This is a genomic window from Staphylococcus sp. T93 (assembly GCF_016743875.1).
GTDB lineage: Bacteria > Bacillota > Bacilli > Staphylococcales > Staphylococcaceae > Staphylococcus > Staphylococcus aureus.
In genome coordinates, this window is record NZ_CP068247.1 from 797442 (window position 1) to 812244 (window position 14803).

The window sequence follows — 14803 nt, forward strand, 5'->3', positions numbered from 1 at the left end:
ACGAGAATTTCGTTATTAAACTACGAATTCTCGATTTTTTTATATTTTAAGATAGGTTTATTTCTGAAAACTTAATAGAAAGGGGTTTGACAAAGCTAAAGTGAAGTTTGACGGTATAAACGCAAATTAAATATACTTTTATAGAAAATTAACTCAGGCTGGGACATAAATCAATATTCTATGCTCTACGAAGTTATATTGGCAGTAGTTGACTGAACGAAAATGCGCTTGTAACAAGCTTTTTTCAATTCTAGTCAGGGGCCCCAACACAGAGAATTTCGAAAAGAAATTCTACAGGCAATGCGAGTTGGGGTGAGGGCCCCAACACAGAAGCTGACGAAAAGTCAGCTTACAATAATGTGCAAGTTGGGGATGGGCCCCAACAAAGAGAAATTGGATTCCCAATTTCTACAGACAATGCAAGTTGGGGTGGGACGACGAAATAAATTTTGCGAAAATATCATTTCTGTCCCACTCCCATCAAAAGAATGACATTGAAAAAAATATTAAAGTTTGGTGCCATAATTTTCTTTCTGCTCAATGAAATAATACGTTTAAAAATTGAATTGAATCATTCGCGAAATTGATAATTATTCTCAATTAATAAAAAATACTTATTACACCTTACCTGTATGATAAGTTTTGCTTATATACTCTGATTAAAAAGTCAAAACCTAAATTAAGCGTTTTCTAAGCATGATGAGTTGTTTATCAATAAATATAATAATACAATTTAATCAAGGCATATAAATATAAAAATGTATCAAGGGGGATCATTAAATGGCTGCAAATTTTAAAGAGCAATCAAAAAAACATTTTGACTTGAATGGCCAAAGTTATACTTACTATGATTTAAAAGCTGTAGAAGAGCAAGGTATTACTAAAGTTTCCAATTTACCTTATTCAATTCGTGTTTTGTTAGAATCTTTACTTCGTCAAGAAGATGATTTTGTAATTACAGACGATCATATTAAAGCTTTAAGTCAGTTTGGAAAAGATGGAAATGAAGGCGAGGTACCATTTAAACCTTCTCGTGTTATTTTACAAGATTTCACAGGTGTACCAGCCGTAGTTGATTTAGCTTCTTTACGTAAAGCAATGGATGACGTTGGGGGAGATATTACTAAAATTAATCCAGAAGTACCGGTGGATTTAGTTATTGACCACTCAGTTCAAGTGGATAGCTATGCAAATCCAGAAGCTCTTGAACGTAATATGAAATTAGAATTTGAACGTAACTATGAACGTTATCAGTTTTTAAATTGGGCAACGAAAGCATTTGATAATTACAATGCAGTTCCTCCTGCAACTGGAATAGTTCACCAAGTTAACTTAGAATATTTAGCAAGTGTTGTACATGTTCGTGATGTAGATGGTGAAAAAACTGCATTTCCAGATACATTAGTTGGTACTGATTCACATACAACAATGATAAATGGTATTGGCGTACTAGGATGGGGTGTTGGTGGTATTGAAGCTGAAGCTGGAATGCTTGGACAACCTTCTTATTTCCCAATTCCAGAGGTTATTGGTGTACGACTAGTAAATTCATTACCACAAGGCGCAACAGCAACTGATTTAGCGTTAAGAGTAACTCAAGAGCTACGTAAAAAAGGTGTTGTTGGTAAATTTGTGGAGTTCTTTGGTCCAGGTGTACAACATTTACCACTAGCAGACCGTGCTACAATTGCAAACATGGCACCAGAGTATGGAGCAACTTGCGGATTCTTCCCAGTTGATGATGAATCTCTTAAATATATGAAGTTAACTGGTAGATCAGACGAACATATCGCGCTAGTAAAAGAATATTTGAAACAAAACCATATGTTCTTTGATGTTGAGAAAGAAGATCCTAATTATACAGATGTTATCGAATTGGATTTATCAACAGTTGAAGCATCGCTTTCAGGACCAAAACGTCCTCAAGATTTAATTTTCTTAAGTGATATGAAATCATCATTTGAAAATTCTGTAACAGCTCCAGCAGGCAACCAAGGACACGGTTTAGATAAAAGTGAATTTGATAAGAAAGCTGAAATTAACTTTAAAGATGGATCAAAAGCTACAATGAAAACAGGTGATATTGCAATAGCAGCAATTACATCATGTACAAATACATCTAACCCTTATGTAATGTTAGGTGCAGGTTTAGTTGCTAAAAAAGCAGTTGAAAAAGGCTTGAAAGTTCCTGAATACGTTAAAACTTCTCTAGCACCAGGATCAAAAGTTGTTACCGGATATTTAAGAGATGCTGGCTTACAACCTTATTTAGATGATTTAGGCTTCAACTTGGTTGGTTATGGATGTACAACTTGTATCGGTAATTCAGGTCCTTTATTACCAGAAATTGAAAAAGCGATTGCTGATGAGGACCTATTAGTGACATCTGTATTATCTGGTAACCGTAACTTTGAAGGTCGTATCCATCCTCTTGTTAAAGCCAATTACCTAGCTTCACCACAGTTAGTTGTTGCTTATGCATTAGCTGGAACGGTTGATATTGATTTACAAAATGAACCTATTGGTAAAGGTAATGACGGTGAAGATGTATATTTGAAAGATATTTGGCCATCAATTAAAGAAGTTTCAGATACCGTTGATAGTGTTGTAACACCTGAATTATTTATTGAAGAATATAATAACGTATACAATAACAACGAATTATGGAATGAGATTGATGTAACTGATCAACCTCTATATGACTTTGATCCTAATTCAACATACATTCAAAATCCATCATTCTTCCAAGGATTATCTAAAGAACCGGGTACGATTGTTCCATTAAATGGTTTACGTGTTATGGGTAAATTCGGTGATTCTGTGACAACTGACCACATCTCTCCAGCAGGTGCAATTGGTAAAGATACGCCAGCTGGTAAATATTTACAAGATCATCAAGTGCCTATTCGTGAATTTAATTCATATGGTTCAAGACGTGGTAATCACGAAGTAATGGTTCGAGGTACGTTTGCTAATATACGTATTAAAAACCAATTAGCGCCAGGTACTGAAGGTGGTTTTACAACTTATTGGCCAACAAATGAAGTAATGCCTATCTTTGATGCTGCAATGAAATATAAAGAAGATGGTACAGGTTTAGTTGTATTAGCTGGTAACGATTATGGTATGGGTTCATCTCGTGACTGGGCAGCAAAAGGTACAAACTTATTAGGTGTTAAAACAGTTATTGCACAAAGTTATGAACGTATCCATCGTTCAAATTTAGTTATGATGGGTGTATTACCATTAGAGTTTAAAAAAGGTGAATCAGCTGATTCTCTTGGTCTAGATGGTACAGAAGAAATTTCTGTTAATATTGATGAAAATGTTCAACCACATGACTACGTCAAAGTTACTGCTAAGAAGCAAGATGGTGATTTGGTAGAATTTGACGCTATGGTTCGTTTTGACTCACTTGTTGAAATGGATTACTATCGTCACGGTGGAATTTTACAAATGGTTTTAAGAAATAAATTAGCGCAATAAAAAATAGATATCACAGTAAAATTTTAATCGGTATTTGAGGCACTTTGATAGTGCTCAAAAATACTTCTATAAACTTTATGATATAATAGGTCGGTTCAAAACCTTTGTGTTCTTGGCCGGCCTCTTCTTGTATTTTATGTTAGAATGAGATATAAAGTTAAACTGAAAGAAGGCTTAAAATGATATATAGTATTACAGAAATAGAAGCGCGTTATGCTGAAACTGATAAGATGGGTGTAATTTATCACGGGAATTATGCAACTTGGTTTGAAGTTGCGCGGTTGGATTATATATCGAAGTTAGGTTTTAGTTATGCTGATATGGAAAAACAAGGAATCATTTCACCTGTGACTGACCTCAATGTCAATTATAAAAAGTCTATTTTTTATCCAGAAAAAGTTAAAGTTAAAACTTGGGTTGAAAAATATTCGAGATTACGTTCAGTGTATAAATATGAGATTTTTAATGAAAAAGGTGAACTTGCAACTACAGGTTCCACAGAATTGATTTGCATTAAAGAAGATACTTTTAAGCCTATACGGTTGGATCGTTATTTCCCAGATTGGCATGAAGCTTATAGTAAAGTGCAAACGCTCAATAATGAAGGGAAAACAGTAGAGATAATGGATGGTATTGATTCTTTATAAGTTACTGTAAATGTTTGGAGAGGCAATATTAACAATTAATCTATAAAAAATAGCCAATACGTTAACATTAATGTAATTAGCGTGAAGATAAGCTAATATATAGCAAAAACGAACTTGTTCATACAACATCAGATGTGCTAAACCAAAGTACAACTTCCGAGGTTCAGGACACATCAGAATGTGTAAACAAGTTCGTTTTATTTTAGTTATTTTGTGGAATAAGAAATTTCATCTTCGTGATCAACTACATTTACAATAATGTGGTCATCTTCAAAGTACCACAAATCTTTTTCCGCTACGACAACATTTAAATCGTCATATTGTTGTTCATAGCCAATATCAACATCTTCCTTTGGTTCAACTGTAAAAGCAGGACTAAATCCTTGCTTGAGTTGGAATTCGCCACCATATCTTACAAAAAACACGAGCACTTTATTATTTTCAGGCAACTCAAGTTCATTTTTAAACCAAGTTACTGCTGCATCAGTAAGTTCTATTTGCATAACAATGACCTCCTATATTTATTACAGAATGGGAGTGGGCCAACTTGTATTATTTGTGGAATTTCTTATCGAAATTCTCTGCGTTGGAGCCCACCCCAACCTGCTCATTATTGTAAGCTGAATTTCCATAAGCTTCTATGTTGGGACCCCCGACCAGAATTGAAAAAACCTAGTTATAAGCGCATTTTGTTCGGTTAACTACAGCTAATATAACATTGTGGAGCCTATGACATTGATTTATGTCTCGGTCTCAAATGTTCTTGTAAAAAAACTAAGTATAGTTGAATTTTAAGTTAAAAAAATTGTTTTTGCAAAAATAAAATAATCCATCAACTGCAAAAAAATATGCAATGATGGACTAATGTCAAAAAATTGTTACATCCATTTTATTTTAGGTTCTTCGCCTCTAAAAATCCTTGCGATATTAGAGCGATGTCTAATTATCAATATGATTGAAACTAAGAAACTAACGACTAATAAAATATAGTCTTGAATGATAAGCGAGCCAATCACACAGCAAATTGCTGCAACGATACTTGCTAAAGAAACATATTTAAAAATCTTCAATACAATAAAGAAGATAATTGCAAGTATTAGTAAAAGTATCGGATTGACTCCCAAGACGACACCTGCACTAGTTGCAACAGCTTTGCCACCTTGGAATTTTAAATAAACAGGATAAACGTGTCCAAGTATAGCGAATAAGCCAACAATTAAACCATTTGTAAAAAAAGTACTAATAGGGCCATCTGCGTGAACTTGTAACCATAAAGGGAAGAAAACAGTTATGAACCCTTTGAAAATATCTAGAAATGTTACCAAGAATCCTGCAGGACGACCTAATACTCTAAAGCTATTAGTAGCGCCAGTATTACCACTACCAAATTGTCTAATATCTTTTTTGAAAAATAATTTTCCAATTACGAATCCACTTGGGAAAGCGCCGATAAGATAACTTAGTAGTAACATGACGATTATCATCATAAATATTACACATCCTTTAATATCTTAGGACTATTTTATCATATTCATTTAAATTACGGCTAAAAATTTTAAAAACGGGGATTAATATATGGAATTAAGCTATGAAAGTTAATTGATACTTGCATTTTACGCTGATTTATATAAGAATAACTATTGTATAGTTTTAAAAACGAACGTACGTTTGCAGGAGGCGAAATCATTGGCAATGAATAAACAAAATAATTATTCAGATGATTCAATACAGGTTTTAGAGGGGTTAGAAGCAGTTCGTAAAAGACCTGGTATGTATATTGGATCAACTGATAAACGGGGATTACATCATCTAGTATATGAAATTGTCGATAACTCCGTCGATGAAGTATTGAATGGTTACGGTAACGAAATAGATGTAACAATTAATAAAGATGGTAGTATTTCTATAGAAGATAATGGACGTGGTATGCCAACAGGTATACATAAATCAGGTAAACCGACAGTCGAAGTTATCTTTACTGTTTTACATGCAGGAGGTAAATTTGGACAAGGCGGCTATAAAACTTCAGGTGGTCTTCACGGTGTTGGTGCTTCAGTTGTAAATGCATTGAGTGAATGGCTTGAAGTTGAAATCCATCGAGATGGTAATATATATCATCAAAGTTTTAAAAACGGTGGTTCGCCATCTTCTGGTTTAGTGAAAAAAGGTAAAACTAAGAAAACAGGTACCAAAGTAACATTTAAACCTGATGACACAATTTTTAAAGCATCTACATCATTTAATTTTGATGTTTTAAGTGAACGACTACAAGAGTCTGCGTTCTTATTGAAAAATTTAAAAATAACGCTTAATGATTTACGCAGTGGTAAAGAGCGTCAAGAGCATTACCATTATGAAGAAGGAATCAAAGAGTTTGTTAGTTATGTCAATGAAGGAAAAGAAGTTTTGCATGACGTGGCTACATTTTCAGGTGAAGCAAATGGTATAGAGGTAGACGTAGCTTTCCAATATAATGATCAATATTCAGAAAGTATTTTAAGTTTTGTAAATAATGTACGTACTAAAGATGGTGGTACACATGAAGTTGGTTTTAAAACAGCAATGACACGTGTATTTAATGATTATGCACGTCGTATTAATGAACTTAAAACAAAAGATAAAAACTTAGATGGTAATGATATTCGTGAAGGTTTAACAGCTGTTGTGTCTGTTCGTATTCCAGAAGAATTATTGCAATTTGAAGGACAAACGAAATCTAAATTGGGTACTTCTGAAGCTAGAAGTGCTGTTGATTCAGTTGTTGCAGACAAATTGCCATTCTATTTAGAAGAAAAAGGACAATTGTCTAAATCACTTGTGAAAAAAGCGATTAAAGCACAACAAGCAAGGGAAGCTGCACGTAAAGCTCGTGAAGATGCTCGTTCAGGTAAGAAAAACAAGCGTAAAGACACTTTGCTATCTGGTAAATTAACACCTGCACAAAGTAAAAACACTGAAAAAAATGAATTGTATTTAGTCGAAGGTGATTCTGCGGGAGGTTCAGCAAAACTTGGACGAGACCGCAAATTCCAAGCGATATTACCATTACGTGGTAAGGTAATTAATACAGAGAAAGCACGTCTAGAAGATATTTTTAAAAATGAAGAAATTAATACAATTATCCACACAATCGGGGCAGGCGTTGGTACTGACTTTAAAATTGAAGATAGTAATTATAATCGTGTAATTATTATGACTGATGCTGATACTGATGGTGCGCATATTCAAGTGCTATTGTTAACATTCTTCTTCAAATATATGAAACCGCTTGTTCAAGCAGGTCGTGTATTTATTGCTTTACCTCCACTTTATAAATTGGAAAAAGGTAAAGGCAAAACAAAGCGAGTTGAATACGCTTGGACAGACGAAGAGCTTAATAAATTGCAAAAAGAACTTGGTAAAGGCTTCACGTTACAACGTTACAAAGGTTTGGGTGAAATGAACCCTGAACAATTATGGGAAACGACGATGAACCCAGAAACACGAACTTTAATTCGTGTACAAGTTGAAGATGAAGTGCGTTCATCTAAACGTGTAACAACATTAATGGGTGACAAAGTACAACCTAGACGTGAATGGATTGAAAAGCATGTTGAGTTTGGTATGCAAGAGGACCAAAGTATTTTAGATAATTCTGAAGTACAAGTGCTTGAAAATGATCAATTTGATGAGGAGGAAATCTAGTGAGTGAAATAATTCAAGATTTATCACTTGAAGATGTTTTAGGTGATCGCTTTGGAAGATATAGTAAATATATTATTCAAGAGCGTGCATTGCCAGATGTTCGTGATGGTTTAAAACCAGTACAACGTCGTATTTTATATGCAATGTATTCAAGTGGTAATACACACGATAAAAATTTCCGTAAAAGTGCGAAAACAGTCGGTGATGTTATTGGTCAATATCATCCACATGGAGACTCCTCAGTGTACGAAGCAATGGTCCGTTTAAGTCAAGACTGGAAGTTACGACATGTCTTAATAGAAATGCATGGTAATAATGGTAGTATCGATAATGATCCGCCAGCGGCAATGCGTTACACTGAAGCTAAGTTAAGCTTACTAGCTGAAGAGTTATTACGTGATATTAATAAAGAGACAGTTTCTTTCATTCCAAACTATGATGATACGACACTCGAACCAATGGTATTGCCATCAAGATTTCCTAACTTACTAGTGAATGGTTCTACAGGTATATCTGCAGGTTACGCGACAGATATACCACCACATAATTTAGCTGAAGTGATTCAAGCAACACTTAAATATATTGATAATCCGGATATTACAGTCAATCAATTAATGAAATATATTAAAGGTCCTGATTTTCCAACTGGTGGTATTATTCAAGGTATTGATGGTATTAAAAAAGCTTATGAATCAGGTAAAGGTAGAATTATAGTTCGTTCTAAAGTTGAAGAAGAAACTTTACGCAATGGACGTAAACAGTTAATTATTACTGAAATTCCATATGAAGTGAACAAAAGTAGCTTAGTAAAACGTATCGATGAATTACGTGCTGACAAAAAAGTCGATGGTATCGTTGAAGTACGTGATGAAACTGATAGAACTGGTTTACGAATAGCAATTGAATTGAAAAAAGATGTGAACAGTGAATCAATCAAAAATTATCTTTATAAAAACTCTGATTTACAGATTTCATATAATTTCAACATGGTCGCTATTAGTGATGGTCGTCCAAAATTGATGGGTATTCGTCAAATTATAGATAGTTATTTGAATCACCAAATTGAGGTTGTTGCAAATAGAACGAAGTTTGAATTAGATAATGCAGAAAAACGTATGCATATCGTTGAAGGTTTGATTAAAGCGTTGTCAATTTTAGATAAAGTAATCGAATTGATTCGTAGCTCTAAAAACAAGCGTGACGCTAAAGAAAACCTTATCGAAGTATACGAGTTCACAGAAGAACAGGCTGAAGCAATTGTAATGTTACAGTTATATCGTTTAACAAATACTGACATAGTTGCGCTTGAAGGTGAACATAAAGAACTTGAAGCATTAATCAAACAATTACGTCATATTCTTGATAACCATGATGCATTATTGAATGTCATAAAAGAAGAATTGAATGAAATTAAAAAGAAATTCAAATCTGAACGACTGTCTTTAATTGAAGCAGAAATTGAAGAAATTAAAATTGACAAAGAAGTTATGGTGCCTAGTGAAGAAGTTATTTTAAGTATGACACGTCATGGATATATTAAACGTACTTCTATTCGTAGCTTTAATGCTAGCGGTGTTGAAGATATTGGTTTAAAAGATGGTGACAGTTTACTTAAACATCAAGAAGTAAATACGCAAGATACCGTACTAGTATTTACAAATAAAGGTCGTTATCTATTTATACCGGTTCATAAATTAGCAGATATTCGTTGGAAAGAATTGGGACAACATGTATCACAAATAGTTCCTATCGAAGAAGATGAAGTGGTTATTAATGTCTTTAATGAAAAGGACTTTAATACAGATGCATTTTATGTTTTTGCGACTCAAAATGGCATGATTAAGAAAAGTACAGTGCCTCTATTTAAAACAACGCGTTTTAATAAACCTTTAATTGCTACTAAAGTTAAAGAAAATGATGATTTGATTAGTGTTATGCGCTTTGAAAAAGATCAATTAATTACCGTCATTACTAATAAAGGTATGTCATTAACGTATAATACAAGTGAACTATCAGATACCGGATTAAGGGCAGCTGGTGTTAAATCAATAAATCTTAAAGCTGAAGATTTCGTTGTTATGACAGAAGGTGTTTCTGAAAATGATACTATATTGATGGCCACACAACGCGGCTCGTTAAAACGTATTAGTTTTAAAATCTTACAAGTTGCTAAAAGAGCACAACGTGGAATAACTTTATTAAAAGAATTAAAGAAAAATCCACATCGTATTGTAGCTGCACATGTAGTGACAGGTGAACATAGTCAATATACATTATATTCAAAATCAAATGAAGAACATGGTTTAATTAATGATATTCATAAATCTGAACAATATACAAATGGCTCATTCATTGTAGATACAGATGATTTTGGTGAAGTAATAGACATGTATATTAGCTAAAAACTATATGCAATCACGAAATTAAATGATAAAATACAGTAATGTTAAATTTTGACTAAATTCAAGGGATTTATATTAAATGCTGACCAAGTACTTATCGTTAAATTAGCGATATACTTTGACCAAACTAATATAAATCTCTTGTATTGTATAAGAAATGATGATGTATCTCTATATTTACTGAAGGTTCAATTCGGTCTAATTTTATAGAAGGTACATGATTCATGTAGAGGATGCGAGGGGTTTATTTTGAAAGATTTCGATAGTTTAATACCTGGATGGTTTAAAGAATTTGTCCATGTTGGTACCGATTTAATATGGTCTCAATATTTAATTGGTCTATTATTGACAGCTGGATTCTTCTTTACGATTAGTTCTAAATTCGTTCAATTACGAATGTTACCTGAAATGTTTAGAGCTTTAGTAGAACGTCCAGAAACTTTAGAAGATGGTAAGAAGGGTATTTCGCCATTCCAAGCATTTGCGATTAGTGCTGGTTCGAGAGTTGGTACTGGTAATATTGCTGGTGTTGCGACTGCGATTGTTTTAGGCGGTCCAGGTGCAGTATTTTGGATGTGGGTTATTGCATTTATAGGTGCAGCGAGTGCATTTATAGAAGCGACTTTGGCTCAGGTTTATAAAGTACATGATAAAGATGGTGGATTCCGTGGTGGTCCAGCTTACTATATTACTAAAGGTTTAAATCAAAAATGGCTAGGTATCGTATTTGCGATTTTAATTACAATTACATTTGCATTTGTATTTAACACAGTGCAATCTAATACAATTGCGGAGTCGTTAAATACGCAATATAATATTAGTCCAGTAATCACAGGTATTATTTTAGCAATCGTAACAGCTATTATTATATTTGGTGGTGTACGTAGTATTGCTACGTTATCTTCGTTAATTGTACCGATTATGGCTATCATTTACATTGGTATGGTTTTAGTAATATTGCTATTTAATTTAGATCAAATTGTTCCTATGATAGGTACGATTATTAAAAGTGCATTTGGTATCGAACAAGTAACTGGTGGCGCTGTAGGTGCTGCGGTTCTTCAAGGTATCAAACGTGGTTTATTCTCTAACGAAGCTGGTATGGGTTCTGCGCCGAATGCAGCGGCAACTGCTGCCGTACCACACCCTGTTAAGCAAGGTTTAATCCAATCATTAGGTGTGTTCTTTGATACAATGTTGGTTTGTACAGCAACTGCAATCATGATTTTACTATATTCAGGACTGAAATTTGGTGATAACGCACCTCAAGGTGTTGCAGTTACTCAATCAGCACTTAATGAGCATTTAGGTTCTGCTGGAGGTATTTTCTTAACAATAGCAGTTACACTGTTTGCATTTTCATCTGTTGTAGGTAATTACTATTACGGTCAATCTAATATTGAATTTTTATCAACAAACCGTGTAATATTATTTATCTTTAGATGTCTTGTTGTAGTACTTGTCTTTGTCGGTGCAGTTGTAAAAACAGAAACAGTATGGAATACGGCAGACTTATTTATGGGCTTAATGGCAATTGTAAACATTATTTCCATTATAGGACTGTCCAATGTAGCTTTTGCATTGATGAAAGATTATCAAAAGCAGAAAAAAGAAGGCAAGAACCCTGTCTTTAAACCTGAAAACTTAGAAATTAACTTATTTGGAATTAGTGCTTGGGGCGCTAACAAATATAAGAACTCTGATAAATAAATATTTTTAATGTAACGATTCATTATATAAAAATCAAATAAACCCTGAGGTTTTCAAATTAAAGCGAAAATCTCAGGGTTTTAAATTTGTACTCAATTATCATCTGTATCATTACACTAGTTAATCTAAGATTTGATTATATATTAATATAGTAAGGTTGAGATTTATTTCCTCCATTGGTGTGCAAAGACTATACCATTGATAAGACATATTGTTGGATAGATGAATATAAATTTGTTTTAGCTTTGCACAATTTAATAGTACGTTTTAGTTTGTATTGAGTATTAATTCAGATAATATATAAATAAATAGAATTATTTGTAAATATGGGAGTCAGATTTTTTTATTATAGTTATTCCACTTTGAGAGACATCGAAATTAAATTAAGATATATCATATAGGATAGGCGTGTAATAGAACACAAGTATTTAAATTATTATACTTTCAAGTTAGACATTTCCGATATATAATCTTAATAATAGAAAAATAGGTGATGATAATGGGAGAATATATTGTTACTAAAACATTGAACAACAATGTCGTAGTATGTACTAATAATGATCAAGAAGTTATTTTAATCGGTAAAGGTATTGGTTTTAACAAAAAAGAGGGAATGGCGTTAAACGACCAAACTATTACAATAGAGAAAATTTATAAATTAGAAAGTGAGCAACAAAAAGCACATTATAAAAGTTTAGTTGAAATCGCTGATGATAATGTATTACAAGTAATTATTGATTCGTTGAATTTTATTTCTAATACTGCGATGAATGTTGATTCAAAACAACTTGTAGTTTCATTAACGGATCATATTATATTTGCTTATAAACGCTTAAAACAAAATCAAGTTATTAGCAATCCATTTGTTATGGAAACTATGCAGTTATATAGTGATGCATATCATATTGCTAAACAGGTGATTGATCAGTTAAATGCAGCATTAGATGTACATTTTCCTGAAGATGAGATAGGATTTATTGCATTACATATTGCATCTAATACAGAAGATTTATCTATGCATGAGATGACCTTGATCAATAATGTTATTAAAAAAGGTATAGATATCATTGAATCAGACCTTGTGACAACTGTTGATAAGGAATCATTACAATACCAACGTTTTATAAGGCACGTACAATTTTTAATTCGCCGATTAAGAAGAAAAGAATATATACATGCACAAGATGATTTTGTGTCTATGATTAAAAATCACTATCCGATTTGCTATAACACAGCATATAAAATTTTAACTATGATACAAAAACAATTTGATGTTAATATCAGTGAGTCTGAAATTATATATTTAACATTACACATTCATCATTTTGAAGAAAGGATTAATCAATCCTAAATTAAGTGTATTACACGGGCGTTTCGTTACTGTAAAGGGTATTTGTATGGTATCATTGATGTTAGTAATTTTACATAAGTGGACTGTTTTTATACAACATCTTATGAATATTTTAAGTGGTGGTGAATCTATAATTGAATGAAAATGAAAAGAATATAAGAAAGAATTTTTTAAAATTTACCGAATCACGGTATATGAAGTTTGTTGGTGGGAATGATTTAGTCTTCTCATTAATAGCGCTAGTATTGTTGGGTATTGTTATTTTTATTTTCGAAAAAGTATCATATGTTTTTGATCCTTTTATCATCGTTTTTAAGACGATAGCAGCACCTATCATCGTCTCTTTAATTCTATTCTATCTATTTAACCCAATCGTAAATATGATGGAACGTTATAGAATACCAAGAGTTGCAGGTATTTCTATTATTTATCTAGCTGTAGTAGGTGTTATTACGTTAATTGTTAATTTATTGATACCTATTATTGGTTCGCAAGTAGATAGTTTAGTTAAAAATTCACCGCAATATCTAGAAAAATTAATTAATTCTATTGATAAAATAGCAAATAATACGTTTTTCTCTTCGTATTATAGTCAAATTAATGATTGGTTAAATTCTTTACCTAAGAAAATACCATCTATGTTAAGTGAATTTACAGATGGCTTTGGGTCTAAAATTGCAACGTTTGCAGAAACGATTGCTAATATTGGCGTTGTGATTGTCACAACACCATTTGTACTATTCTTTATGCTTAAAGATGGACATCACTTCAAAGAATTTTCAACGAATATTATGCCACCGAAATTCCGAAAAGATTTTCATGATCTACTTGAAAAAATGAGTGTTCAAGTTGGTTCATACATTCAAGGACAAATTATCGTTTCATTCTGTATCGGTATACTGTTGTTTATCGGTTATTCGGTTATCGGGTTGAAATATAGCTTAGTATTAGCTAGTATTGCGGCAGTTACAAGTGTTGTACCATATTTAGGGCCTACTATAGCGATTTCTCCAGCTATTGTAATAGCTGCTATAACATCGCCGTGGATGCTCTTAAAATTAGCAGTAGTATGGACTTTAGTACAATTTGTTGAAGGGCACTTCATTTCACCAAATATCATGGGTAAAACACTTAAGATTCATCCACTTACAATCATTTTCATTTTACTGTGTGCAGGCAAATTGCTTGGTATTGTAGGCGTTATTTTAGGTATTCCGGGATATGCTATTTTAAAAGTATTAGTTACTCATTTATTCCAATTATTTAAACGTCGATACAATCGTTTCTATGGTAATGATGTAGGTGAATATGATATTAAAGAAAGTAATAAAATAGTTGAATAAGTAATAAAAAATACCAATGACTATATGTTTGTTGGTATTTTTTATGGTGCTTATAATGTTGGGCAGTTACATTTATGATTATCAGCACATGTTTAGCTTATAAATTTTTACGAAAGTTTAGCCGTTTATAAAGCACATGCATAATGAAACGAGTATTTGCCACTTGATTAGTACTTCATT

The 14803-nt window shown here is 32.7% G+C and carries 10 protein-coding genes; 8 read left to right on the forward strand and 2 right to left on the reverse strand.

Features of this window, described 5'->3' with window-relative positions; translation table 11 throughout:
• The first annotated feature begins 780 nt into the window (after window positions 1-780).
• Entirely contained in the window at window positions 781-3486 is a 2706-nt protein-coding gene (gene acnA, locus JG553_RS03915; RefSeq protein ID WP_000729744.1) for an aconitate hydratase AcnA, read from the forward strand.
• 179 nt (window positions 3487-3665) lie between these two features.
• Window positions 3666-4133 carry a 1,4-dihydroxy-2-naphthoyl-CoA hydrolase MenI gene (gene menI, locus JG553_RS03920; protein WP_000640487.1) on the forward strand — a complete coding sequence of 156 codons (468 nt, stop codon included), beginning with the start codon at window positions 3666-3668 and terminating at the stop codon, window positions 4131-4133.
• Window positions 4134-4339: 206 nt separating this feature from the next.
• Here the strand turns inward: menI and JG553_RS03925 are convergent, their stop codons facing one another.
• The gene (locus JG553_RS03925; protein ID WP_001165377.1) at window positions 4340-4636 is read right to left on the reverse strand and encodes a HesB/YadR/YfhF family protein; all 297 of its coding nucleotides are present in this window, start codon (window positions 4634-4636) and stop codon (window positions 4340-4342) included.
• 375 nt (window positions 4637-5011) lie between these two features.
• On the reverse strand, window positions 5012-5620 hold the full coding sequence (gene plsY / locus JG553_RS03930) for a glycerol-3-phosphate 1-O-acyltransferase PlsY (RefSeq protein WP_000972781.1): 609 nt from the start codon (window positions 5618-5620) through the stop codon (window positions 5012-5014).
• 205 nt (window positions 5621-5825) lie between these two features.
• On the opposite strand from plsY, the gene parE reads away from it, so the two are divergent.
• The 6 genes from parE to cozEb all read left to right on the forward strand — a co-directional run bounded on the left by parE (window position 5826) and on the right by cozEb (window position 14623).
• The gene (gene parE / locus JG553_RS03935) at window positions 5826-7817 is read left to right on the forward strand and encodes a DNA topoisomerase IV subunit B (protein ID WP_001548666.1); all 1992 of its coding nucleotides are present in this window, start codon (window positions 5826-5828) and stop codon (window positions 7815-7817) included.
• Entirely contained in the window at window positions 7817-10219 is a 2403-nt protein-coding gene (gene parC / locus JG553_RS03940) for a DNA topoisomerase IV subunit A (RefSeq protein ID WP_001289569.1), read from the forward strand. The genes parE and parC overlap by 1 nt, the downstream gene beginning before the upstream one ends.
• 249 nt (window positions 10220-10468) lie before the next feature.
• Complete coding sequence (gene alsT / locus JG553_RS03945; protein WP_000651160.1) at window positions 10469-11929, forward strand: glutamine transporter AlsT; 1461 nt, start codon at window positions 10469-10471, stop codon at window positions 11927-11929.
• Window positions 11930-12428: 499 nt separating this feature from the next.
• Window positions 12429-13280 (forward strand): glucose PTS transporter transcription antiterminator GlcT, encoded by an 852-nt coding sequence (glcT, locus tag JG553_RS03950; RefSeq protein WP_000505015.1) that lies wholly within the window; start codon window positions 12429-12431, stop codon window positions 13278-13280.
• The gene (locus tag JG553_RS03955; protein WP_001788758.1) at window positions 13255-13422 is read left to right on the forward strand and encodes a hypothetical protein; all 168 of its coding nucleotides are present in this window, start codon (window positions 13255-13257) and stop codon (window positions 13420-13422) included. Before glcT ends, JG553_RS03955 begins: the two co-directional genes overlap by 26 nt.
• Entirely contained in the window at window positions 13415-14623 is a 1209-nt protein-coding gene (gene cozEb, locus JG553_RS03960) for a cell elongation protein CozEb (RefSeq protein ID WP_001004752.1), read from the forward strand. The genes JG553_RS03955 and cozEb overlap by 8 nt, the downstream gene beginning before the upstream one ends.
• The last annotated feature ends 180 nt before the right edge of the window (window positions 14624-14803 follow it).